This is a genomic window from Citrobacter sp. VF227 (assembly GCF_052950715.1).
This window is the reverse complement of record NZ_JBRFVF010000002.1, coordinates 1-24,374: the sequence shown is the minus strand read 5'-3', so window position 1 is coordinate 24,374 and position 24,374 is coordinate 1. Positions and strand designations below refer to the sequence as shown.

Annotated in this window: 25 protein-coding genes, 1 tRNA gene and 1 pseudogene; 17 read left to right on the top strand and 10 right to left on the bottom strand. The window is 52.2% G+C overall.

The features are described 5' to 3' along the window. Window positions 1–71 precede the first annotated feature (71 nt). Window positions 72–1,025, top strand: coding sequence for a 23S rRNA pseudouridine(955/2504/2580) synthase RluC (gene rluC / locus ACU8YC_RS07560; RefSeq protein ID WP_446895176.1), 954 nt, complete (start codon window positions 72–74; stop codon window positions 1,023–1,025). A gap of 97 nt (window positions 1,026–1,122) precedes the next feature. Here the strand turns inward: rluC and ACU8YC_RS07555 are convergent, their stop codons facing one another. Next, window positions 1,123–1,707 carry a Maf family protein gene (locus tag ACU8YC_RS07555; protein WP_151218936.1) on the bottom strand — a complete coding sequence of 195 codons (585 nt, stop codon included), beginning with the start codon at window positions 1,705–1,707 and terminating at the stop codon, window positions 1,123–1,125. A gap of 197 nt (window positions 1,708–1,904) precedes the next feature. On the opposite strand from ACU8YC_RS07555, the gene yceD reads away from it, so the two are divergent. The 14 genes from yceD (at window position 1,905) to ptsG (ending at window position 14,397) form a co-directional block, all read left to right on the top strand. Then, window positions 1,905–2,426 (top strand): 23S rRNA accumulation protein YceD, encoded by a 522-nt coding sequence (yceD, locus tag ACU8YC_RS07550; protein ID WP_003036239.1) that lies wholly within the window; start codon window positions 1,905–1,907, stop codon window positions 2,424–2,426. Between the two features lie 16 nt (window positions 2,427–2,442). Beyond that, on the top strand, window positions 2,443–2,616 hold the full coding sequence (gene rpmF / locus ACU8YC_RS07545; RefSeq protein ID WP_003036242.1) for a 50S ribosomal protein L32: 174 nt from the start codon (window positions 2,443–2,445) through the stop codon (window positions 2,614–2,616). A 122-nt stretch (window positions 2,617–2,738) separates the two neighbouring features. Next, complete coding sequence (gene plsX / locus ACU8YC_RS07540; protein ID WP_151225245.1) at window positions 2,739–3,818, top strand: phosphate acyltransferase PlsX; 1,080 nt, start codon at window positions 2,739–2,741, stop codon at window positions 3,816–3,818. A 77-nt stretch (window positions 3,819–3,895) separates the two neighbouring features. Continuing rightward, complete coding sequence (gene fabH, locus ACU8YC_RS07535; protein WP_151218934.1) at window positions 3,896–4,849, top strand: beta-ketoacyl-ACP synthase III; 954 nt, start codon at window positions 3,896–3,898, stop codon at window positions 4,847–4,849. Between the two features lie 15 nt (window positions 4,850–4,864). After that, window positions 4,865–5,794, top strand: coding sequence for an ACP S-malonyltransferase (gene fabD / locus ACU8YC_RS07530; protein ID WP_151218933.1), 930 nt, complete (start codon window positions 4,865–4,867; stop codon window positions 5,792–5,794). A 12-nt stretch (window positions 5,795–5,806) separates the two neighbouring features. Then, window positions 5,807–6,541, top strand: a complete 735-nt coding sequence (gene fabG / locus ACU8YC_RS07525; RefSeq protein WP_003036255.1) for a 3-oxoacyl-ACP reductase FabG — start codon at window positions 5,807–5,809, stop codon at window positions 6,539–6,541. A 154-nt stretch (window positions 6,542–6,695) separates the two neighbouring features. Further along, on the top strand, window positions 6,696–6,932 hold the full coding sequence (gene acpP / locus ACU8YC_RS07520) for an acyl carrier protein (RefSeq protein ID WP_000103754.1): 237 nt from the start codon (window positions 6,696–6,698) through the stop codon (window positions 6,930–6,932). Window positions 6,933–7,017: 85 nt separating this feature from the next. Continuing rightward, the gene (gene fabF / locus ACU8YC_RS07515) at window positions 7,018–8,259 is read left to right on the top strand and encodes a beta-ketoacyl-ACP synthase II (RefSeq protein ID WP_151218932.1); all 1,242 of its coding nucleotides are present in this window, start codon (window positions 7,018–7,020) and stop codon (window positions 8,257–8,259) included. Between the two features lie 136 nt (window positions 8,260–8,395). After that, window positions 8,396–9,205: an aminodeoxychorismate lyase gene (pabC, locus tag ACU8YC_RS07510; protein WP_151218931.1), complete on the top strand. Its 810-nt coding sequence runs from the start codon at window positions 8,396–8,398 to the stop codon at window positions 9,203–9,205. Window positions 9,206–9,207: 2 nt separating this feature from the next. After that, on the top strand, window positions 9,208–10,230 hold the full coding sequence (gene yceG, locus ACU8YC_RS07505) for a cell division protein YceG (RefSeq protein WP_187260027.1): 1,023 nt from the start codon (window positions 9,208–9,210) through the stop codon (window positions 10,228–10,230). Then, on the top strand, window positions 10,220–10,861 hold the full coding sequence (tmk, locus tag ACU8YC_RS07500; RefSeq protein ID WP_151225249.1) for a dTMP kinase: 642 nt from the start codon (window positions 10,220–10,222) through the stop codon (window positions 10,859–10,861). The genes yceG and tmk overlap by 11 nt, the downstream gene beginning before the upstream one ends. Continuing rightward, window positions 10,858–11,862, top strand: coding sequence for a DNA polymerase III subunit delta' (gene holB, locus ACU8YC_RS07495; RefSeq protein ID WP_423390614.1), 1,005 nt, complete (start codon window positions 10,858–10,860; stop codon window positions 11,860–11,862). Before tmk ends, holB begins: the two co-directional genes overlap by 4 nt. Window positions 11,863–11,872: 10 nt before the next feature. Next, window positions 11,873–12,670 (top strand): metal-dependent hydrolase, encoded by a 798-nt coding sequence (locus ACU8YC_RS07490; RefSeq protein WP_151218927.1) that lies wholly within the window; start codon window positions 11,873–11,875, stop codon window positions 12,668–12,670. 293 nt (window positions 12,671–12,963) lie between these two features. Further along, a complete protein-coding gene (gene ptsG / locus ACU8YC_RS07485) occupies window positions 12,964–14,397 on the top strand; it encodes a PTS glucose transporter subunit IIBC (RefSeq protein WP_151218926.1) in 1,434 nt (477 codons plus the stop codon). 55 nt (window positions 14,398–14,452) lie between these two features. On the opposite strand, the gene ACU8YC_RS07480 is transcribed toward ptsG, so the two are convergent. From ACU8YC_RS07480 to ACU8YC_RS07465, 4 genes are all read right to left on the bottom strand, one after another. Continuing rightward, on the bottom strand, window positions 14,453–16,231 hold the full coding sequence (locus ACU8YC_RS07480) for an aminopeptidase P family protein (protein ID WP_151218925.1): 1,779 nt from the start codon (window positions 16,229–16,231) through the stop codon (window positions 14,453–14,455). A 15-nt stretch (window positions 16,232–16,246) separates the two neighbouring features. Then, a complete protein-coding gene (locus tag ACU8YC_RS07475; protein WP_151218924.1) occupies window positions 16,247–17,701 on the bottom strand; it encodes an AMP nucleosidase in 1,455 nt (484 codons plus the stop codon). Window positions 17,702–17,819: 118 nt separating this feature from the next. Beyond that, the gene (shiA, locus tag ACU8YC_RS07470; protein ID WP_210904963.1) at window positions 17,820–19,136 is read right to left on the bottom strand and encodes a shikimate transporter; all 1,317 of its coding nucleotides are present in this window, start codon (window positions 19,134–19,136) and stop codon (window positions 17,820–17,822) included. Between the two features lie 208 nt (window positions 19,137–19,344). Further along, window positions 19,345–19,420 (bottom strand) — tRNA-Asn (locus ACU8YC_RS07465). Window positions 19,421–19,746: 326 nt separating this feature from the next. Here ACU8YC_RS07465 and nac point away from each other — a divergent pair. Together nac and cbl are read left to right on the top strand one after the other, a co-directional pair. Further along, window positions 19,747–20,664, top strand: coding sequence for a nitrogen assimilation transcriptional regulator NAC (nac, locus tag ACU8YC_RS07460; protein ID WP_151218923.1), 918 nt, complete (start codon window positions 19,747–19,749; stop codon window positions 20,662–20,664). Between the two features lie 101 nt (window positions 20,665–20,765). Continuing rightward, the gene (cbl, locus tag ACU8YC_RS07455; RefSeq protein ID WP_151218922.1) at window positions 20,766–21,716 is read left to right on the top strand and encodes an HTH-type transcriptional regulator Cbl; all 951 of its coding nucleotides are present in this window, start codon (window positions 20,766–20,768) and stop codon (window positions 21,714–21,716) included. Window positions 21,717–21,998: 282 nt separating this feature from the next. Here cbl and ACU8YC_RS07450 read toward each other — a convergent pair whose 3' ends face one another. From ACU8YC_RS07450 to ACU8YC_RS07430, 5 genes and pseudogenes are all read right to left on the bottom strand, one after another. Next, the gene (locus ACU8YC_RS07450) at window positions 21,999–22,847 is read right to left on the bottom strand and encodes a DUF4942 domain-containing protein (protein ID WP_446895175.1); all 849 of its coding nucleotides are present in this window, start codon (window positions 22,845–22,847) and stop codon (window positions 21,999–22,001) included. An 81-nt stretch (window positions 22,848–22,928) separates the two neighbouring features. Further along, window positions 22,929–23,132, bottom strand: a pseudogene (locus tag ACU8YC_RS07445) (hypothetical protein). Between the two features lie 29 nt (window positions 23,133–23,161). After that, complete coding sequence (locus tag ACU8YC_RS07440) at window positions 23,162–23,653, bottom strand: DUF5983 family protein (protein WP_446895174.1); 492 nt, start codon at window positions 23,651–23,653, stop codon at window positions 23,162–23,164. Then, window positions 23,650–24,027 (bottom strand): TA system toxin CbtA family protein, encoded by a 378-nt coding sequence (locus tag ACU8YC_RS07435; protein WP_446895173.1) that lies wholly within the window; start codon window positions 24,025–24,027, stop codon window positions 23,650–23,652. The genes ACU8YC_RS07440 and ACU8YC_RS07435 overlap by 4 nt, the downstream gene beginning before the upstream one ends. A 48-nt stretch (window positions 24,028–24,075) precedes the next feature. Then, window positions 24,076–24,374 (bottom strand): type IV toxin-antitoxin system YeeU family antitoxin (locus ACU8YC_RS07430; protein ID WP_446895172.1); only part of this gene is annotated, 299 nt, incomplete at its 5' end.

Sequence of the window (24,374 nt, the reverse complement as noted above, 5' to 3'; positions counted from 1 at the left end):
GGTATAGCAGTTAATATAAGCATAGAAAAATGTGTGGCGCGAATCTTGATGGCTATTTAAAATCGGCCCCCATGAAAACAGAGACTCCAGCCGTAAAAACAGTTGCCATTACTGCCGACGAAGCAGGGCAACGCATCGACAACTTTTTGCGCACCCAGCTTAAGGGCGTGCCGAAAAGTATGATTTATCGCATTTTGCGTAAAGGCGAAGTGCGGGTGAACAAAAAACGCATTAAACCCGAGTACAAACTCGAAGACGGGGACATTGTGCGTATTCCACCTGTGCGTGTCGCTGAACGTGAAGAAGAGGCCATTTCACCAAATCTGCAGAAGGTCGCGGCGCTGACCGATGTCATTTTATATGAAGATGACCACATTCTGGTGCTTAACAAACCTTCGGGCACGGCCGTGCACGGCGGCAGCGGACTTAGCTTTGGCGTCATTGAAGGCTTACGCGCGCTGCGTCCGGAAGCGCGTTTCCTTGAGCTGGTGCATCGCCTCGATCGGGATACATCCGGTGTGCTGTTGGTAGCCAAAAAACGCTCAGCCTTACGTTCGTTGCATGAACAACTGCGTGAAAAAGGCATGCAGAAAGACTACCTCGCGCTGGTCCGAGGCCAGTGGCAGTCGCATGTTAAATCCGTGCAGGCGCCGCTGTTAAAGAACATTCTGCAAAGCGGCGAGCGTATCGTGCGGGTGAATCAGGAAGGCAAACCATCGGAAACACGCTTTAAAGTGGAAGAGCGCTACGAGTTTGCTACGCTTGTGCGCTGCAGTCCGGTGACCGGACGCACGCACCAGATTCGTGTGCATACGCAATATGCCGGACATCCGATTGCCTTTGACGATCGCTACGGCGACCGCGAGTTCGATAAGCAACTGGCGGATACCGGGTTGAGCAGGCTGTTTTTGCACGCCGCAGCATTGAAGTTTACTCATCCGGGGACGGGTGAAGTGATGCGTATTGAAGCGCCGATGGATAAGCAGTTGAAGCGCTGTCTCGAAGTATTACGCAGCAAAGGGTGATGCGCGTTGCGATTTTATCGCGCTAAATCCGTAGGCCTGATAGCGACGTAAACGTCTTATCAGGCCTACGTGATTACGCCTGTCAGCAGTTCTTTAATCATGCGTTCAGCGGGTTCATCTCTTCCCGCCGCAGCATTTGACATAATGCAATCAGTGGTAAACCGATCAAGGTATTTGGATCGCGACCTTCCAGGCGCTCAAAGAGTGCGATACCCAATCCTTCGCTTTTAAAACTACCGGCACAATGCAGCGGACGCTCTTTGCGCACGTAATCTTCAATTTCAGTTTCGCTTAAATGACGAAAATGAACGTCAAACGGCTCAACTTCAGTTTGTAAATGTCCGGTTGCAGAATTATACAGCGCAAGACCGGTATAAAACGTCACAATATTGCCACGGGCTTTGAGTAATTGCTGGCGCGCATTTTCTTCTGTTAATGGTTTACCGGTTATTTCACCATCAAGAACACAAATTTGATCGGATCCGATAATCAGATGCGAGGGATAACGGTGGGCGAGTGATTGCGCTTTTTGCTGCGCCAGTCGCAACACCAGGTGACGCGGTGCTTCGCCCGGTAACGGCGTTTCATCAACTTCAGGTGCTGCGCATTCGAACGGAATAGCCAGTTTTTCCAGTAAAGCGCGACGCCAGGGAGAGGTGGAAGCAAGAATAAGTTGAGGCATATTTTTTCCCTCGCATATAGCGTATTGATGAGAGCCATTTTAAACTATGGACTTCGTCCTGCAAGCTGGCTGTATTGGCTTGTGTTGAGCGATTTTAAGTCGATGACCCGCAATGTGTGCGAATTATTGGCAAAAGGCAACCACAGGCTGCCTTTTTCTTTGACTATATGACGTTACAAAGTTAATATGCGCGCCCTATGCAAAAGGTAAAATTACCCCTGACTCTTGATCCGGTTCGTACGGCTCAGAAACGCCTGGATTATGAAGGTATCTATACTTCTGATCTGGTTGAGCGTGTCGCCGATTCTGTAGTCAGTGTGGACAGTGATGTGGAATGCTCCATGTCGTTCGCTATCGATAACCAGCGTCTTGCCGTTATAACTGGTGATGCGAAGGTTTCGGTTACGCTCGAATGTCAGCGTTGCGGGAAACCGTTCCCACTTCATGTACACACAACATATTGTTTTAGTCCTGTCCGTTCTGACGAACAGGCTGAAGCACTCCCGGAAGCGTATGAGCCGATTGAGGTTAACGAATTCGGTGAAATCGATCTGCTTGCAATGGTTGAAGATGAGATTATCCTCTCCTTGCCGGTAGTTCCGGTGCATGATTCTGAACACTGTGAAGTGTCCGAGGCGGACATGGTCTTTGGCGAATTGCCTGATGAAGCGCAAAAACCAAACCCATTTGCCGTATTAGCCAGCTTAAAGCGTAAGTAATTGAGGAGTAAGGTCCATGGCCGTACAACAGAATAAACCAACCCGTTCCAAACGTGGCATGCGTCGTTCTCATGACGCTCTGACCGCAGTCACCAGCCTGTCTGTAGACAAAACTTCTGGTGAACAACACCTGCGTCACCACATCACTGCCGACGGTTTCTACCGCGGCCGTAAGGTAATCGCTAAGTAATCACGCATGACTCAATGACTTTCCCACTACGGTGAGAAAGACATAGAGTGCACGCGTGATGAAGCTTAGTGAGGCTTTCCCCGGGTAACTGGGGAAACACCTAACCGGGCAGCGACGATACCTTGACACGTCTAACCCTGGCGTTAGATGTCATGGGGGGAGATTTTGGCCCTACCGTGACAGTGCCTGCAGCATTGCAGGCACTGAATTCTAACTCGCAACTCACACTTCTTTTAGTCGGGGATCCCGATACAATCACGCCATTACTTGCCAAAGCTGACTTCGAACAACGTTCACGTCTGCAGATTATTCCTGCTCAGTCAGTTATTGCCAGTGATGCCCGGCCCTCGCAAGCTATTCGCGCCAGTCGTGGAAGCTCAATGCGTGTTGCCCTGGAGCTCGTGAAAGAAGGTCGAGCGCAAGCTTGTGTGAGCGCCGGTAACACAGGCGCGCTAATGGGACTTGCGAAATTATTGCTCAAACCCCTTGAGGGGATTGAACGTCCCGCATTGGTGACGGTTTTACCGCATCAGCAAAAGGGTAAAACGGTGGTGCTGGATTTAGGCGCCAACGTGGATTGTGATAGCACGATGTTGGTGCAATTTGCCGTCATGGGTTCCGTGCTGGCAGAAGAGGTGGTTGGCATTGCCAGGCCTCGTGTTGCGTTGCTCAATATCGGTGAAGAAGAAACTAAGGGTCTCGACAGTATTCGGGATGCTTCTGCAGTGCTAAAAACAATCCCTTCCATCAATTATATCGGCTATCTTGAAGCCAATGAGTTGCTGACCGGCAAAACGGATGTGTTGGTCTGTGATGGCTTTACGGGTAATGTCACATTAAAGACGATGGAAGGTGTTGTCAGAATGTTCCTTTCATTGCTGAAATCTCAGGGTGAGGGTAAAAAACGGTCGTGGTGGCTGCTGTTATTAAAACGTTGGTTACAAAAAAGCCTGACAAGGCGATTTAGTCACCTCAACCCCGACCAGTATAATGGCGCCTGTCTGTTAGGATTGCGCGGCACGGTGATTAAGAGTCATGGTGCGGCCAATCAGCGAGCATTTGAAGTCGCGATTGAACAGGCAGTGCAGGCGGTGCAGCGACAACTTCCTCAACGAATTGCCGCTCGCCTGGAATCTGTATACCCAGCTGGATTCGAACTGCTGGACGGTGGCGAAAGCGCAAACTCGAGAGCACACAGATAACGGTGAGTTTGTGAATGCTGCCAGCGTACCGGCGATTTGCTCGTAGCGGTATATAACCAAAAAGTGACTGAGCGTACATGTATACGAAGATTATTGGTACTGGCAGCTATCTGCCTGAACAAGTGCGTACTAACGCCGATTTGGAAAAAATGGTCGAGACATCTGATGAGTGGATCGTCACTCGTACAGGTATCCGTGAACGCCATATTGCAGCGCCAAACGAAACAGTTGCGACGATGGGCTTTGCCGCCGCAAACCATGCAATTGAAATGGCGGGCATCGACAAAGAACAAATTGGTCTGATTGTGGTTGCCACCACATCATCCACTCACGCATTTCCAAGCGCGGCATGCCAGATCCAAAGTATGCTGGGGATCAAAGGCTGCCCGGCGTTTGACGTTGCGGCCGCTTGTGCCGGTTTCACCTATGCCCTGAGCGTTGCCGACCAGTACGTTAAGTCTGGCGCAGTGAAGCATGCTTTGGTGGTGGGCTCTGATGTTCTGGCGCGTACCTGTGATCCAACCGATCGCGGCACGATCATTATTTTCGGTGATGGCGCGGGTGCGGTTGTACTGAGCGCATCAGAAGAACCAGGTATTCTCTCCACCCATCTACATGCTGATGGCCGCTATGGTGAGCTGTTGACGTTGCCTAATGCCGATCGCGTGAATCCGGAGAACCCGATTCACCTGACGATGGCAGGTAATGAAGTCTTTAAAGTCGCGGTGACTGAGCTTGCACACATCGTTGATGAAACGCTGGAAGCAAATAACCTCGATCGTTCTGCGCTGGACTGGCTGGTGCCGCATCAGGCAAACCTCCGCATTATCAGCGCAACAGCGAAAAAGCTGGGTATGTCGATGGATAATGTTGTCGTGACGCTCGACAGACATGGTAATACCTCTGCTGCCTCCGTACCGTGCGCGCTGGACGAAGCCGTCCGCGACGGGCGTATAAAAGCTGGGCAGTTGATATTGCTTGAAGCCTTCGGGGGTGGATTCACCTGGGGCTCCGCGCTGGTTCGTTTCTAGTATAAGGATTTAAACATGACGCAATTTGCATTTGTGTTTCCGGGGCAGGGTTCCCAGACCGTTGGGATGTTGTCTGAAATGGCAGCAAGCTACCCAATTGTTGAAGAAACTTTTGCTGAAGCATCGGCTGCGCTGGGCTATGATCTGTGGGCGCTGACTCAGCAGGGTCCGGCCGAAGAACTGAATAAAACCTGGCAGACGCAGCCAGCACTGTTGACCGCATCTGTCGCGCTTTATCGCGTATGGCAGCAGCAGGGTGGTAAAACACCTGCGCTGATGGCAGGTCACAGCTTGGGCGAATACTCTGCGCTAGTCTGTGCGGGTGTTATCGGTTTTGCCGATGCCGTACGTCTGGTTGAACTGCGCGGCAAATTCATGCAGGAAGCCGTACCGGAAGGCACTGGCGGCATGTCTGCGATTATCGGTCTGGACGACGCTGCTATCGCTAAAGCATGTGAAGAGTCTGCTGAAGGCCAGGTGGTTTCACCGGTAAACTTTAACTCACCGGGTCAAGTGGTTATTGCCGGACACAAAGAAGCCGTAGAACGTGCTGGCGCAGCATGTAAAGCTGCGGGGGCGAAACGCGCTCTGCCGCTGCCGGTCAGCGTTCCTTCTCACTGCGCGCTGATGAAGCCAGCTGCTGAGAAACTGGCCGTTGAGCTGCAAAAAATCACCTTTAACGCACCGACCGTTCCGGTTGTGAACAACGTCGACGTGAAGTGCGAAACCACCGCAGACGCTATTCGCGATGCGCTGGTTCGCCAGCTATACAGCCCGGTTCAGTGGACTAAAACCGTTGAATTTATGGCATCCCAGGGCGTTGAGCACTTGTATGAAGTTGGTCCGGGCAAAGTTCTGACCGGTTTGACGAAACGTATTGTTGACACCCTGACTGCTTCGGCACTGAATGAGCCGGCGGCACTGTCTGCGGCGCTAGAGCAATAAAAGAGGAAGACCATGAGTTTTGAAGGAAAAATCGCGCTGGTTACTGGTGCAAGCCGTGGCATTGGCCGCGCAATTGCTGAGACACTCGTTGCCCGTGGCGCGAAAGTTATCGGTACTGCAACCAGCGAAAGCGGCGCGCAGGCTATTAGTGATTACTTAGGTGCAAATGGTAAAGGTCTGATGTTGAATGTGACCGATCCGGCATCTATCGAATCGGTTCTGGAAAATATTCGCGCAGAATTTGGTGAAGTCGATATCCTGGTCAATAATGCTGGGATTACTCGTGATAACCTGTTAATGCGCATGAAAGATGACGAGTGGAACGATATCATCGAAACCAACCTGTCATCTGTTTTCCGTCTGTCAAAAGCGGTAATGCGCGCTATGATGAAAAAGCGTCATGGGCGTATTATCACTATCGGTTCTGTGGTTGGTACCATGGGAAATGCGGGTCAGGCTAACTACGCTGCGGCGAAAGCAGGTCTGATCGGCTTCAGTAAATCACTGGCGCGCGAAGTTGCGTCTCGTGGCATTACTGTAAACGTTGTTGCTCCGGGCTTTATTGAAACGGACATGACGCGTGCGCTGTCTGATGATCAGCGTGCGGGTATTCTGGCGCAGGTTCCTGCGGGTCGCCTTGGCGGCGCTCAGGAAATCGCCAGTGCGGTTGCATTTTTAGCTTCTGACGAAGCAAGTTACATCACAGGTGAGACTTTGCACGTCAACGGCGGGATGTACATGGTTTAACCACGATGAAAAATATTTGCGTTATTGTAGGTCTTGGCCTCAAAATAACGTAAAATCGTGGTAAGACCTGCCGGGATTTAGTTGCAAATTTTTCAACATTTTATACACTACGAAAACCATCGCGAAAGCGAGTTTTGATAGGAAATTTAAGAGTATGAGCACTATCGAAGAACGCGTTAAGAAAATTATCGGCGAACAGCTGGGCGTTAAGCAGGAAGAAGTAACCAACAATGCTTCCTTCGTTGAAGACCTGGGCGCGGATTCTCTTGACACCGTTGAGCTGGTAATGGCTCTGGAAGAAGAGTTTGATACTGAGATTCCGGACGAAGAAGCTGAGAAAATCACTACCGTTCAGGCTGCCATTGATTACATCAACGGCCACCAGGCGTAAGTGAACATCTCCAGGCGGTCATTCGACCGCCTGAGTTTTATCTTTTTATCCCACTTGAATTATTTTCCCTCCCTGGAGGACAACCGTGTCTAAGCGTCGTGTAGTTGTGACCGGACTGGGCATGTTGTCTCCTGTCGGCAATACCGTAGAGTCTACCTGGAAAGCTCTCCTTGCCGGTCAGAGTGGCATCAGCCTGATCGACCATTTCGATACTAGCGCCTATGCAACGAAATTTGCTGGCTTAGTAAAGGATTTTAACTGTGAAGACATTATCTCGCGCAAAGAACAGCGCAAGATGGATGCTTTCATTCAATATGGAATTGTCGCTGGCGTTCAGGCCATGCAGGATTCTGGCCTCGAAATAACGGAAGCGAACGCCCACCGTATTGGCGCCGCCATCGGCTCTGGTATTGGCGGTCTCGGTCTTATCGAAGAAAACCATACCTCTCTGGTAAATGGTGGACCGCGTAAGATCAGCCCGTTCTTCGTTCCGTCGACGATTGTTAACATGGTGGCAGGTCACCTGACCATCATGTACGGCCTGCAAGGGCCAAGCATCTCCATCGCGACCGCCTGTACTTCAGGCGTGCATAACATCGGTCATGCTGCACGTATCATTGCATACGGCGATGCGGACGCGATGGTTGCGGGTGGTGCAGAAAAAGCCAGTACGCCGCTGGGCGTGGGTGGTTTTGGCGCGGCACGAGCGCTGTCTACACGTAATGATAACCCGCAAGCGGCAAGCCGTCCGTGGGACAAAGAACGTGATGGCTTTGTGCTGGGCGACGGCGCAGGCATGGTTGTACTGGAAGAGTACGAACATGCGAAAGCGCGCGGTGCAAAAATTTATGCTGAAGTCGTTGGCTTTGGTATGAGCAGCGATGCTTACCACATGACGTCGCCACCAGAAAACGGTGCAGGCGCAGCACTGGCCATGGTCAACGCATTGCGTGATGCGGCTATTGAAGCGGGTCAAATCGGTTATGTCAACGCACATGGTACATCCACTCCGGCAGGCGATAAAGCGGAAACCCAGGCAGTGAAATCTGTCTTTGGCGATGCGGCAAGCCGTGTGATGGTCAGCTCCACTAAATCCATGACAGGACACCTGTTGGGTGCGGCGGGCGCGGTAGAGTCCATTTTCTCTATCCTGGCGCTGCGCGATCAGGCTATTCCGCCAACCATCAACCTGGATAACCCGGATGAAGGTTGTGACCTGGACTTCGTTCCGCACGAAGCGCGTCAGGTTAGTGGTCTGGAGTACACGCTGTGTAACTCCTTCGGCTTTGGCGGCACCAACGGCTCTTTAATCTTTAAAAAGATTTAACTCCGTCAGGTGATGCGCCAGCATCGGTAGTAAACTAAAAAAGGTCCGCTTGTCGGGCCTTTTTTTATTCAGTTTTCTGCCCTTGTCCTGTGTTACTCATCCTGCCAAACTAGCGGACCAGAAATAAGGAGCCACCATGTTCTTAATTAATGGCTGCGAGCAGAATATGCTGTCCGCAAGCGATCGAGCAACCCAGTTTGGGGATGGCTGTTTTACCACTGCGCGTATTATCGACGGCGAAATTTGCCTCTTTTCAGCGCATCTCGCACGTTTACAGGATGCCTGCCAAAAATTGCTGATCTCTTTCGAAGATTGGTCAGCACTGCAAAGTGAAATGAAAATGCTGGCGCATGGGCACGCGCGCGGCGTGTTGAAAGTCATTATCAGCCGAGGCAGTGGCGGGCGGGGCTATAGTGGTACAAGTTGTCACAGTGCCACACGTATACTCTCTGTTTCTGCCTGGCCCGATCATTACGATCGTTGGCGGCAAGAAGGAATAACCCTGGCGTTAAGCCCTGTGCGTCTGGGACGTAATCCGCTGCTTGCTGGACTTAAGCATCTGAATCGACTCGAGCAGGTGTTGATTCGCTCTCATCTTGAGCAGACGGACGCAGATGAAGCACTGGTTCTTGACAGTGAGGGATGGGTTACGGAATGCTGTGCGGCTAATTTGTTCTGGCGTAAGGGTGATGTGGTTTACACTCCCCGGCTGGAACAGGCTGGCGTGAATGGCATTATGCGACAATTCTGTATCCGGATGCTGGCACAATCGTCGTTCAGTATTGTCGAAAAGTATGCCGGGTTGGAAGAGGTTATGCAGGCCGATGAAATCGTCGTCTGTAATGCCTTAATGCCTGTTATTCCCGTGCGTGCCTGTGGCGACACACTGCTGTCTTCACGTTTGTTATTCGATTTTTTAGCCCCACTTTGTGAGCACCCGAATTAGTCATGAAAAAACTGTTACTCGTTGTCCTGTTATTGCTGGTTGTGCTGGGCATTGCCGCAGGAGTGGGAATGTGGAAAGTTCGCCATCTGGCGGACAGTAAGTTATTGATTAAAGAAGAGACGATTTTTACGCTGAAAGCGGGTACGGGCCGTCTGGCTCTTGGCGAACAGCTGTATGCGGACAAAGTTATCAATCGCCCGCGCGTGTTCCAGTGGCTGCTGCGTGTTGAACCCGACCTGTCACATTTTAAAGCAGGAACCTACCGTTTTACGCCTGACATGACGGTGCGGGATATGCTGCAACTGCTGGAAAGTGGCAAAGAGGCGCAGTTCCCGTTACGTCTGGTTGAAGGGATGCGTCTGAGTGATTACCTCAAACAACTGCGCGATGCGCCGTATATCAAACATACGCTAAGTGATGATAGTTACGAGACCGTTGCCCAGGCGCTGAAGCTGGAAAACCCGCAATGGGTGGAAGGCTGGTTCTGGCCAGATACCTGGATGTATACCGCGAATACCACCGACGTGGCGCTGCTAAAACGCGCGCATCAGAAAATGGTTAAAGCGGTGGATGCCGTCTGGGAAGGACGCGCAGACGGCCTGCCTTATCAGGATAAAAACCAGTTGGTCACCATGGCCTCTATTATTGAAAAAGAAACCGCGGTTGCCAGCGAGCGCGACCAGGTGGCTTCAGTGTTTATTAACCGCTTACGTATTGGCATGCGTTTGCAGACCGATCCGACGGTGATTTACGGAATGGGGGCACGGTATAATGGCAAATTATCGCGTGTGGATTTAGATACCCCAACCGCCTATAACACCTATACCATTACGGGGCTGCCGCCTGGCCCGATTGCCATGCCGGGCGAGGCTTCGTTACAGGCCGCAGCACATCCAGCCAAAACGCCGTATCTCTATTTCGTGGCTGACGGTAAAGGCGGCCACACGTTTAACACCAATCTTGCCAGCCATAATCGGTCCGTGCAGGATTACCTGAAAGTGCTTAAGGAAAAAAATGGGCAGTAACTATATCGTCATCGAGGGCCTGGAAGGCGCCGGAAAAACCACTGCGCGTAACGTGGTGGTTGAGACACTTGAGCAACTCGGTATTCGTGACATGGTGTTTACCCGCGAGCCTGGTGGAACGCAGCTTGCAGAGAAACTAAGAAGTCTGGTGCTGGACATTAAGTCGGTTGGTGACGAAATTATTACCGACAAAGCCGAAGTTCTGATGTTCTACGCCGCGCGCGTGCAACTGGTTGAAACCGTTATTAAACCTGCGCTGGAAAAAGGTAAATGGGTTATTGGCGATCGTCACGATCTGTCGACTCAAGCGTATCAGGGCGGCGGACGCGGCATCGATCAACACATGCTGGCAACCCTGCGCGATGCGGTGCTCGGCGATTTTCGCCCGGACCTGACGCTCTATCTGGATGTAACTCCAGAAGTCGGCTTAAAACGTGCCCGTGCTCGTGGCGAGCTGGATCGTATCGAGCAGGAATCTTTTGATTTCTTTAATCGCACCCGCGCACGCTATCTTGAACTCGCCGCTAAAGACGCCAGCATTCGTACTATTGATGCTACGCAGCCGCTGGAGGCTGTAATGGCTGATATCCGTAATACCATCACCCAGTGGGTGAAGGAGCAGGGCGCATGAAATGGTACCCATGGTTACGACCGGATTTTGAAAAACTGGTAGCCAGCTACCAGGTGGGTCGTGGTCACCATGCGTTACTGATTCAGGCATTACCCGGCATGGGCGACGACGCACTGATTTACGCGCTCAGCCGCTATTTAATGTGTCAGCAACCGGAAGGGCATAAAAGCTGTGGTCAGTGCCGGGGCTGTCAACTGATGCAGGCGGGGACACATCCTGACTACTATTCGCTGTTGCCGGAAAAAGGCAAAAGCGCACTGGGGGTTGATGCGGTACGCGAAGTCAGTGAAAAGCTCTACGAACATTCGCGCCTTGGCGGTGCGAAAGTGGTGTGGATCCCTGATGCTGCTCAGCTAACCGATGCTGCCGCTAATGCGTTGCTGAAAACGCTGGAAGAACCGCCCGCGCAAACCTGGTTTTTCCTTGCCAGCACAGAGCCAGCTCGCTTGCTGGCGACATTACGCAGCCGCTGCCGGTTACACCATCTTGCGCCGCCGCCTGAGTCATATGCAACTTCCTGGCTTGCCCGTGAAGCAACAGCGTCGTCAGAAGCGCTGTTGAGCGCGTTACGCCTTAGCGCAGGTTCGCCTGGTGCGGCCCTGACGCTGTTACAGGCCGAAAGCTGGTCGCACCGCACCGATTTTTGTGCGGCACTGTCGAACACATTAAACACAGGTGACTGGTATATACTGCTCGCGGCGTTAAATCACGATCAGGCTCCCACCCATTTACACTGGCTGGCAACATTGTTGACGGATGCGTTGAAACGCCCATACGGAGTTTCCCATTTAACGAATCCAGATGCTCTGGACCTGATATCTTCTATCGCTGAGCGGTTATCCGTTGCCCAAATACAGGCGATACTCGGTGACGTTTGTTATTGCCGTCAGCAGTTGCTGAACGTGACGGGTTTAAACCGCGAACTGGTGTTAACCGATCTTATCCTGCGTATTGAACATTACCTGCAACCAGGCGCCGTATTGCCTGTTCCCCATCTTTGAGAGAGACATTATGTTTTTAGTCGACTCGCACTGCCATCTTGATGGCCTGGATTATCAATCTCTACATAAGGACGTGGATGACGTGCTGGCGAAAGCGGCCGCACGCGATGTGAAATTCTGTCTTGCCGTCGCGACCACTCTGCCAGGATACCGCAGTATGCGCGAACTGGTCGGCGAACGTGACAATGTGGTTTTTTCCTGCGGCGTGCATCCGTTAAATCAGGACGAAACTTATGATGTTGAAGACCTGCGCCGTTTTGCCGCCGAAGAGGGCGTTGTCGCTATGGGGGAGACCGGGCTGGACTATTTCTATACGCCAGAAACCAAGGTGCGCCAGCAGGAATCTTTTATCCACCATATTCAAATTGGCCGTGAGTTACAGAAGCCGGTTATCGTGCATACCCGTGATGCGCGAACCGATACGCTGTCTATTCTGCGTGAAGAAAAAGTGACGGATTGTGGCGGCGTACTACACTGTTTTACAGAGGACAGAGAAACGGCAGGCAAATTGCTGGATCTCGGATTTTATATCTCGTTTTCCGGTATTGTCACGTTCCGTAACGCTGATCAGCTTCGTGATGCCGCGCGTTATGTTCCTCTGGATCGGCTGTTGGTTGAGACGGATTCTCCCTACCTTGCGCCTGTTCCGCATCGTGGAAAAGAGAACCAACCCGCCATGACTCGTGACGTTGCAGAGTACATGGCCGTAGTGAAAGGTGTTGCCGTTGAAGAACTGGCGCAGGCAACCACTGATAACTTTGCCCGCCTGTTTCATATCAACGTTTCTCGCCTGCAATCAGTTCGTTAACTGACTTTTTTTAAAGCTCGTAATTAATAACTAAAGCGAGTAAAGTTCACCGCCTTAAAATGGGCGGTGGACAACTGGTTTGACACATTCAGAAACGCATTTTATCGGAATGTGCGGATTTTGCGGCCATCTACGACCGAATTGTGATAGCCGTCAAACAAAAATAAACCGAATTATTTTACTCTGTGTAATAAATAAAGGGTACTTAGATGCCCTGTACACGGCGAGGTTCTCCCCCCTCGCTAATGCGTGAGAACGTAGAAAAGCACAAATACTCAGGAGCACTCCTAATTATGTTTAAGAATGCATTTGCTAACCTGCAAAAGGTCGGTAAATCGCTGATGCTGCCGGTATCCGTACTCCCGATTGCAGGTATCCTGCTGGGTGTCGGTTCCGCTAACTTCAGCTGGCTGCCAGCCGTTGTATCGCACGTAATGGCAGAAGCAGGCGGATCTGTTTTTGCAAACATGCCGCTGATTTTTGCCATCGGTGTTGCGTTAGGCTTTACCAACAACGACGGCGTATCTGCACTGGCATCCGTTGTTGCTTATGGCATCATGGTTAAAACCATGGCTGTTGTTGCGCCGCTGGTTCTGCATTTACCTGCTGAAGAGATCGCTGCTAAACACCTTGCGGATACGGGTGTTCTCGGGGGGATTATCTCCGGTGCGATTGCAGCGTATATGTTCAACCGCTTCTACCGTATCAAATTGCCTGAGTATCTTGGCTTCTTTGCGGGTAAGCGCTTCGTTCCAATCATTTCTGGTCTGGCTGCCATCTTCACGGGTGTGGTTCTGTCCTTCATTTGGCCGCCGATCGGCACGGCTATTCAGACGTTCTCTCAGTGGGCTGCATACCAGAACCCGGTCGTGGCGTTCGGTATCTATGGCTTTATTGAACGCTGCCTGGTACCGTTTGGTCTGCACCATATCTGGAACGTTCCATTCCAGATGCAGATCGGTGAATACACCAACGCTGCGGGCCAGGTTTTCCACGGCGATATCCCTCGCTATATGGCGGGTGACCCGACAGCGGGCAAACTGTCCGGTGGCTTCCTGTTCAAAATGTACGGTCTGCCGGCTGCCGCTATCGCTATCTGGCACTCTGCTAAACCAGAGAACCGCGCGAAAGTGGGCGGTATCATGATCTCCGCAGCGCTGACCTCGTTCCTGACCGGTATTACCGAGCCGATCGAGTTCTCCTTCATGTTCGTGGCGCCGATCCTGTACGTCATCCACGCCATTCTGGCTGGTCTGGCATTCCCGATTTGCATCCTGTTGGGCATGCGTGACGGTACGTCGTTCTCTCACGGTCTGATCGACTTTATCGTTCTGTCCGGTAACAGCAGCAAACTGTGGCTGTTCCCGATTGTCGGTATCGGTTATGCGATCGTTTACTACACCATCTTCCGTGTGCTGATTAAAGCACTGGACCTGAAAACTCCGGGTCGTGAAGATGCTACCGAAGACAGCAAAGCGGGGGCATCCGGTGAAATGGCTCCGGCTCTGGTTGCAGCATTCGGCGGTAAAGAAAACATCACTAACCTCGATGCGTGTATCACCCGTCTGCGTGTCAGCGTGGCTGATGTTGCCAAAGTTGATCAGGCTGGCCTGAAGAAACTGGGTGCAGCCGGCGTGGTGGTAGCAGGTTCCGGTGTTCAGGCTATATTCGGTACCAAGTCCGATAACCTGAAAACTGAAATGGATGAGTACATCCGTAACAGCTAAGCTGTAAGATGTTGGGGAGAACTAAGGCAGCCTGCGGGCTGCCTTTTTTATTACCTTAATTTGCCTGAACGCGAATCGGCGCGGTGGCGGCGAATAGCCACGGACGAGCCTCTGCATTTACGCGTGCAGATAACGTCTCTCTGACCTGCTGGTGGTAATCATCAATCCACTGTTTCTCTGCATCGCTGAGCAGATGCAGTTCAACCAGATTCAAATCAATCGGCACCAGCGTCAGCGTTGAGAAACGACAGAAGCCAGGGCGACTGTTGATAATCTCAACCTGATTCTCAATACGGATCCCATATTGTCCGGCCAGATAATAACCCGGCTCGATGGTAATGATATTGCCCGCAACCAGGGGCCAGGGGTTAACTTTTTTGGCAATACGGTGGGGTTGCTCATGGATAAGTAGCTGATGACCCACACCGTGTCCGGTACCGTGATCAAAATCCAGACCTAAATCCCACAGCGCCCGACGACTAAAGGCATCCAGTTGATGTCCCTGGGTACCGGTAGGAAATTGAAGCGAGATAAGCGACAAAAAGCCTTTCAACACGGCGGTATAATGCAGGCGACGCTGCGGATCCTGTGGACCAAATGCGAGGGTACGCGTCGTATCTGTTGTACCATTTTGGTACTGACCGCCGGAATCATTCAGATACATGGCCTTAGTAGTAACTGGCGTATTGGTTTTTTCGCTGGAATGGTAATGGCACATCGCCGCATTGCTGGCAGAGGCCGAAATCGTGCTGAAACTTTGCTCGATAAATCCCGGCTGTTGCTGGCGAAATTCCAGTTGTTTTGCCTGAGCTTCCAGTTCGGTGACCGGATTGCCTGCAGCTTCGCGCACGGGGACTTCATGCGCCAGCCAGGCGAGGAAGTTAACCCAGGCCGCGCCATCCTGTTCATGACATTCCCGATAGCCCGCCAGTTCAACATCGTTCTTATGCGCTTTCATTAAGGTAATGGGGTCGGGGGACCATAAGACATCGCCGCCATGTTCTTCAATGGCAAAGCGCAACGCGACCGGGGCGTAGTCTTTATCAACCAGGAAGCGTTTACCCTTGGCTAACGCCTGGCAGCGCGCAAGGAAATTCTCTTGCGGGAGCAGCGTCAGCGTATTCAGTAGCGATGCGGGGAGCTGCTGCGTTTTGTTGCTATCCACAAACCATTCCAGCTCGCCGCTGCGATGAAGCAGGGCAAACGAAAATGGCACAGGCACCATGGCCAGATCCGAACCGCGCACATTCAGCAGCCAGGCAATGTTATCCGGCAGCGTGATCGCCAGAACATCAGCGTGGTGTTGGGCGAGCAACTCTACGACGCGGGCACGTTTTTGCGTGCTACTTTCTCCGCTGATTTCAATGGGCATTTCGCGAATGATGCCGCAGGGTGCTGCCGGACGGTCAAGCCATACCTGGTCGAAAGGATCTTGTTCAAGAGGCACCAGTTCGCAATGAGTTGCCGAAAGCGCTTCAAACTGACTGTTGACCATTAGTAGCGGTTCAAAAGCGATACGTGCACCCGCTGCAACGTGAGACTGTAAGTAGTCGGCCAGCGGCTCATCGTGTAAATGGTGAATTTCAAAATCATCCAGCGAGACTTCATTGCGTACCTGGACCTGATAACGTCCATCGACAAACATCAATGCGCGGTCGCGCAGGACCAACGCGAGTCCCGCAGAGCCGCTAAAACCGGTCAGCCAGGCCAGCTTATTGTCATGCGGCGTACAATCTTCGCTTTGGTGAGCGTCGGCGCGCGGAACAATCATGCCATCCAGCCCCTGCGCTATCAGCAGGTTGCGCAGGGCGGAAAGAGGAGTTGAGTTATGCATAGTTACCTTCAGGCCTTAACGGAACGGCGGTTCGTTGAACGTACGTAATTTACGGGAGTGCAGTCGGTCGCCTTCAGCACGTAGACGATCGATAGCCCGGATACCTATTTGCAGATGCTCAGAGATGGCACCTTCATAAAAACGGTTGGCCTGGCCAGGTAGTTTGATCTCACCATGGAGCGGTTTATCGGAAACACACAGCAGCGTGCCGTAAGGGACGCGGAAGCGGTAGCCCTGAGCGGCGATGGTGGCGCTTTCCATATCGATAGCTACCGCGCGGCTGAGGTTAAAACGCAGCGCAGAAGCGGAATAGCGTAGCTCCCAGTTACGATCGTCGGTGGTGACGACAGTACCGGTACGCAAGCGCTGTTTAACCTCTTCACCGGGCATACCGCTGACTTCTTTGGTGGCGTCATACAGTGCGCGTTGCACTTCCGCGATGCTCGGAATTGGAATGTCCGGCGGTAGTACGGCATCCAGCACGTGGTCGTCACGCAGATAAGCATGGGCCAGAACATAGTCGCCAATTGCCTGGCTTTCACGCAGGCCGCCGCAGTGACCAATCATCAGCCAGACGTCAGGACGCAGTACGGCCAGATGATCGCAAATGGTTTTGGCGTTAGACGGGCCAACGCCGATATTGACCAGCGTGATCCCCTGACCGTCAGCGGTGATTAAATGCCAGGCAGGCATCTGATGTTTCTTCCAGGCGAGATCGGAGATGGCTTCTTCTGGCGCTTCAGTTTCCGCGGTGATCCAGATCCCGCCTGCGCACGACAGTGCAATATAGGGGCTGTCCGGATCGAGGATCTGGCTGCAACCCCAGCGCACGAACTCATCGACGTAGCGGGTGTAGTTAGTGAACAGCACAAACGGCTGGAAGTGTTCAACCGGCGTTCCCGTGTAGTGACGCAGTCGTGCCAGCGAAAAATCTACCCGTCGGGCGTCAAAGTGAGACAACGGAGAGAACTCTGCCGGATGATAGGTACCGTCTGCTGTTTCATCGCCAATCTGTGATAGCTCTGTGGTCGGGAAATGGCGTGTCAATCCGGCGCTCATCGAGCGGTCGAGCGTCAGTTCAGAGCCGTCAATGACATAGGGATAAGGGATTTCATGCTGCGACGGCTCCACGGAGATATGCGCATCATAATCCTGATACAGTAGCGTGAGTTGCTCTTCAAGATAGGGGCGAAAAAGTGACGGACGGGTAATCGTTGTGGTATAGCATCCCGCATGGGTAAAACGGCCATAGGCGCGGGTTTTGGGGGGATTGGTGGCGCTGCCATCCCAGGTTACACAAAGCGATGGGTAAACAAAAAGACCATTATTGCGGGCGATTACGTCAGGGAGCGTCCCTGTTTCAATATACTTACCAATGGCGCTACGCAGTGCTTTTACCGACTGCTCGTACAGCGCGTCCAGTTTATCCAGTGCCTGAATTGGGGTCAGGCTGGAGCCCTTATTGTTCATGTCTGTCTCCTTGTTCCACAGATGTACTGCTCTCCCGATAGTATGTCACAGGAATGTGAAACAAAAGTCAGACGTTGAGGAAGATTGTGCGAAGACCGAAGGGTCTTCGCATCCGGGCTTAACCGTGCTGTTTATCCCGCATCAGCAACGCGGTGGCAGCGGAAATAAGACAACCGGCCATCAGATAAATGGCCACGCTGTGCCAGTTTCCGCCCGAGAATGTGACCAGTGCTGCAGCAATAAAGGGGGTAAAACCGCCGCCAACTACGCTTGCCACCTGATAACCCACGCCTGCGCCACTGTAGCGATAGCTTGCGCCAAACAAACCGGTAAACATAGGCTGCTGCACACAGACCACCATATCGTGTGCAATGTTGGCCAGCATAATCGCGAAGAACACGATCCAAAAAATAGACTGTGCTTCAAGCGCCATAAAGAATGGGAAGGCGCTCAGCGTACCGACCAGCGCGCCGGTAATGTAGACGCGTCGTCGACCAAACCGGTCGGCAAGCCAGGCAAAGCAGGGGATGGTCAGACAGCTCAGTCCACCGACTAACAACCCGATATTCAGAAAAAGCTCGCGGGGAAGTCCCAGGTTCTGCGTGGAGTAATTGAGGGCAAACGCAGTGACGATATACATCGTCAGCAGTTCGCACAGGCGCAGGGCGATAATTTTTAAAAATGCACCGGGATGCCGGATTAACGCCTCAACTACCGGCAGCCGTTTTTTCTCAGGTTGATGTGTCTGCTGCTGCTGTTCGAATTCGGCAGATTCATCCATTCTGTTACGCATCCACAATGCGCCCAAAACCAGCACAATGCTGAACAGGAACGGAATACGCCAGCCCCAACTCAGGAACTGCTCATCGGTGGTTTGCGAGCTTATCAGCGAGACCAGACCGGTAGAAAGCAGTAGCCCGACACCGTAACCAACCTGAACGCCACTGCTGTAGAAGGCTTTTTTATTTTTCGGCGCGCTTTCGACCGAGAGCAACGCCGCGCCGCCCCATTCACCGCCCACGGCGAATCCCTGAACGGCGCGCAGCGTCACCAGCAGCACAGGAGCCCACCAGCCAATGGCGTCAAAGGAAGGAATAATCCCGATCAACGCAGTGGCAATCCCCATCATCCAGACGGTGAGCATCAGCATGCGTTTACGACCCAGGCGATCGCCGAAGTGGCCGAAGATCACCCCGCCTAACGGACGGAACAAAAAACCGACACCGAAGGTGGCGAATGCGGCAAGCGTTCCCATCGCCGGACTGACCTGCGGGAAGAATTCGCGATTAAATACCAGCGCGGCGGTGATGCCATAAAGCAGAAAATCATACCAGTCGACCACGGCGCCAGCGAAGCTACCAAGCGCAGCACGACGGGCACGAACAAGCGAAGAGGTGTCCTGTTGAGGACCCGTGGAGGTGAGGGTGGAATCCATAGTTATCCTGTCTGTACTGTCTTTTAGTTATTAGTATTCGAATTGGGTTACACACATTGCAGTCGATATATTAACGACCGTTATGAGATTACCGCGACAGACGGGAAGAGAAAACGATTATCTCCCTCACCAGAGGGTTACATGAAAAATAAGACGAATGAAAAACAGAAAAGCAAAAAGCCCGCTATAAAGCGGGCTTTTCTAAATTTGGCTCCTCTGACTGGACTCGAACCAGTGACATACGGATTAACAGTCCGCCGTTCTACCGACTGAACTACAGAGGAATCGTTTGAACGAGGCGCATATTAGCGAGGGCGAGGATGCTTGTCAAAGGGGTAAATTCATTTGCGCGATCGTTTGCTGACAAAATCAGCAAAGCGGCGATCTTTACATCTTTTTATACGTTTGCCCCATTGTGGTGCGCGTCTACCTCTTCTTGGGCAACCAGAATGAGAGATACCGATGAGCAAACTGCTCATCCTGCACCTTTACTCCTGACATTACGCAGTTTTAACCATAAAACATGACTTGTGATGAAACTGGCAAGCATCTTGCAATCCTGAATTCAATGACTGCCAGCACGGGTTCTGGTATTCCGACAGGAGGCAAAATGAACTTCAGACGACTGAAATATTTCGTAAAAATCGTCGATATTGGTAGCCTGACGCAGGCCGCGGAAGTATTGCACATCGCGCAACCCGCGCTGAGCCAGCAGGTTGCTACGCTTGAAGGCGAACTGGATCAGCAGTTGTTGATTCGCACCAAACGCGGCGTCACGCCGACGGAAGCTGGGAAAGTGTTGTATACCCATGCCCGGACGATTTTACGTCAGTGCGAGCAGGCGCAACTTGCGGTCAATAACGTGGGGCAGACCTTGGGGGGCCAGGTTTCTATTGGTCTCGCACCGGGGACGGCCGCGTCATCTATTACGATGCCATTATTACAGACTGTACGTGCCGAGCTGCCCGATGTGTTGGTCTATTTGCATGAAAACAGTGGGACGGTGCTGAATGATAAGCTGCTCAGTGGGCAATTAGACATGGCGGTACTCTACGAGCGATCGCCTGTGGCGGGTATATGCAGCCAACCGCTGCTTAAAGAGGATCTTTACCTGGTCGGGACGCGTGAGTGCCCGGGGCAAAGCGTTGATTTAGCCGCGGTGGCGCAGATGAATCTGTATTTGCCACGGGATTACAGTGCAGTTCGCCTGCGCGTGGATGAAGCGTTTTCGCTTCGTCGCTTAACGACCAAAGTTATTGGCGAAATTGATTCTATTGCCACCTTAACCGCTGCCATTGCCAGCGGTATGGGCGTGACTGTATTGCCTGAGTCGGCGGCTCGTTCATTATGCAATGCTGCAAATGGCTGGATGGCGCGAATAACAACCCCATCGATGAATCTGCCATTATCATTGAATGTCTCAGCCAGAGGGAGCTTATCGCCGCAGGCACAGGCGGTGAAAGAGATTCTGCTGTCGTTGGTCAGCCGTCCAACGCTCGAAAACCGCGAGCTGCAGCTGGTTAGTTAAAGCTTATTCCCGCGAGGAATAAGATTCAGGTTTTTATTATTTGTTATGCCGGGCATCAGACTTTAACAATAGCGTAATGTCTGATGTGTCCGGAGCAAAAAGTGAATTTCCAGCAACTTAAAATAATCCGCGAGGCGGCCCGTCAGGATTACAACCTGACAGAAGTCGCGAATATACTGTACACCTCGCAGTCGGGTGTCAGCCGACATATTCGTGAGCTAGAAGATGAACTTGGCATTGAGATTTTTATCCGTCGCGGTAAACGTCTGCTGGGCATGACTGAACCGGGCAAAGCCTTGCTGGTTATTGCCGAGCGTATTCTCAATGAAGCCAGCAACGTTCGTAGACTGGCGGATCTGTTTACTAATGACACCTCCGGTATCCTGACGATCGCCACCACGCATACACAGGCGCGCTATAGCCTGCCCGCGGTGATTAAAGCTTTTCGTGAGCTCTTTCCTGAGGTGCGACTGGAACTTATCCAGGGTACACCGCAGGAGATTGACGTACTGCTGCAAAATGGCGGGGCAGACATCGGGATTGCCAGTGAGCGACTTAGTAGCGACCCGTTGCTAGTGGCATTTCCCTGGTTTCGTTGGCACCACAGCCTGCTTGTTCCCCACAACCATCCCTTAGTGAAAACGTCTCCTCTCACGCTGGAGTCCATCGCCCACTGGCCGCTGATTACGTATCGGCAGGGGATTACGGGGCGTTCCCGTATCGATGAGGCGTTTGCTCGCAAAGGGCTGGTTCCGGATATTATCCTCAGCGCCCAGGACTCTGATGTGATTAAAACTTACGTGTCGTTGGGTCTGGGTATTGGGCTAGTGGCGGAGCAATCCAGCGTAGAGCAGGAAGAGGGGGGCTTGACCCGGCTGGATACCAGGCACTTATTTGATGCGAATACCGTCTGGCTGGGGCTGAAACGCGGGCAATTGCAGCGCAACTACGTCTGGCGATTCATCGAGCTATGCAACGCAGGGCTATCCGTCGATGAAATCAAACGCCAGGCGATGGAACCGGATGAAACAGTGATTGATTATCAAATATAATGCAAAAAGCCTGCTTAGTTTCCTGAGCAGGCTTCTTAAATTTGGCTCCTCTGACTGGATTACAACTGAAGTTATTTATGTGTTGATATTTATGTGTTTTATCCAGTTTCGAAAAGTAATGTGCCCCCATTAAGGGCCCTTTCCGCAGAGAGTCAAAATTTAACGGTTGAACGGGAATTTTTGCACCCATTTGACTACTTTTTAATGACCCCGTTTCTCGCTTGCTTACGGAATCGTAGCGAGCACCATCCGTGTTTGAAAATGATACCATGATCTGGCTCCTTACTGTTTAGCGGGCAACGCCCCTGGATAATGTCTGGCAATGATGTCATTCAGCTTATCGACCAGTTCCGGTCGCTTAAAAGTGATATGCGCTGTTCCCTTCTGAAAGTACTTAATCGTAAACATCTCGTCCTCGTAACAATTGCTGTGCCTGTTCTCATGGATATGATCTCCCAGCCGACGGGTGACGTCAGCACGATTGTCAGGAACAGGCTTTCCGTCAAGGAGCATCAGCATGCGCTCCAGGTCTGCGAGCCTGTCGCGCTGCCACCCCCAGTTAAGCCCAAATCCCCAACGATCATACTTGATCAGCCCCGTCACGATGATCTTTTTCCCAAACTTACAGGGGCTATTGCTCTTAAAATCCCAGCTCAGTCCCTTAAACACATTAATCACCCCGCGTTCAAATACCTCGCCTTTGCTCTGGTGCAGCTGTTCAAAGGTGCTCAGGATGTTCTCTTCGTTAACAGCAGGGATATCGTCATTTTCCAGGCTGTTATACCACTGGTCACGCGCCTGAGCGTCCATGATGGAAAGCATCCCGGACTGCTTCATCAGATCACGCCATATGCTGCGATCGAGATTACGGGTAATGGCTTTCATCGCGGTTTCTCTTTTTTCCATCAACCAGCAGCCACAGCGGAACTCCTGCTTCATAGCCCAGTCCAGCGCCGTTTTACCACCGATACTGCGGGTCAGCGTCGAAACATCGTCAAGTTGTTGCATGAGCACTTCAATCTGCGCCAGAGCGGCATTACGTCCCGTGACAATACGCCCAATGCTGGTGGAGCAAATAACGCCTGTGTGACCGGTTAATACTTCGGGTTCGTTGAGGGTAAGGTCTGACATCGTTTATTTCCTTTATATAAAGCAAAACGCCAGCCGGGGAGGGCTGACGCTTGTATGTGTGTGATGAGTACGGTTCGAAGGCTAATCTGTACTGGTCTTTTGCAGAAGCTGCAGATGGCGGAGATCGCGAACGTCCTGTAATGCCTGTTCAATCCAGGGCTACAACTTTGTTGAGTCAGTGTTGTCTTCGTCGTTGTCGAAGATAATCTCGCTGCCACAATTGATGTTGTCCTGCAGCCAGCCAGTCAGAATGTTGAGAGCGACTTCAGTGGTTAATTCAGGCATTAGAACTCCTTGTTGTGATTGATGTTGAGTTACCAGTCAAACGTAGCGAAGCCCGGCAGCACTTCGCCAAAGGCATCCAGATGAATGATGCCAGCGGAGTAACGACGGATAAGCGTCACCACTAACTGACGGCAGGATTTTGACAACCCGAGGCGCCTGAGGCGTAAGACCGGATACGACCACGCGCCCAGGTGGAGCAGATAACCCGAGCCGGTGTACAAAATCCATTCAGACTCACCAAAGTCTTCATGCTGGTGTGAAAGAGTAAACAGCAGAGCATTGTCTTCCTCCGTGATATGTGCGGTACTGCACTGGATGCAATTTACGTGGGCGACGGGCGGCAGTGGTTCTTCCACTACCAGCTTTCCGGGCTCATCAGCAACGCGAAGCGAATACCCGTTATCGCAGACCACATTGATCAGGTCAGCGAGTTCAATCCCGTCGATATCCACGGCGATCCGGCCCATGTTGAGGGCCAGCACGTTCACGCCGTCGGCTTCTACCGTCAGAGACAGCTTCATCCTGTCACCCCGCGGTGTTTGCCTGTCGTGATATCGGTCACCAGTCTGTAGCCCGCGCGGGCCATCAGCCCGGTCGCTTTACGCGCCCGCAAAATATCGATACTGCTGATAAACGGTGATGAGATTTCTGCGCTGAAACCGCTGCGGTCAGTGCGCACAATGTCGTATTTTTCGACAATAAAATTGACGGCATCACACAGGGAGATACCGGCGTCAATGTGTTCCTGAATAACACCATCGTTGCCAAACGGGGTGTCGTTGAGTGTGAGACCGTAATGACGGTCGAGCAGATGTGTCAGCAGAGTTTGCCAGACGGTCACCGGCGACGGACGTGACGGTGCCGTCCGCCGGGAAGATGCAGACATAACGGGCATAAGGTTTTCTCGTTGTGAAGGGTTAAGTGAAAGAAGGATGCCTGGTGGCTACAGGGCGGTGACAGGCGTCGGATAAATCGCGATGTATACATAACCGTGGCTGCCGAGGGTATCCGCTTCGCATACCAGTCCTTTTGCGTACAGTGTGACCCGGTGCGGGTGGCGGGGAGTGAGTTCCCCGCTGGTGAGCATTAACTCCATCTGTTTCATCAGCAGCGGCAACGCCTGGTCCAGATGGCGCAAATCTGCATCACTGAAGGTCCCGGTCATGCTGGCGCGGTCAGCCAGGTAGTGAAGGCTGTTGCCTTCCTGGACCAGGCGTGCGCCAAAGCACGGGATGATATTGC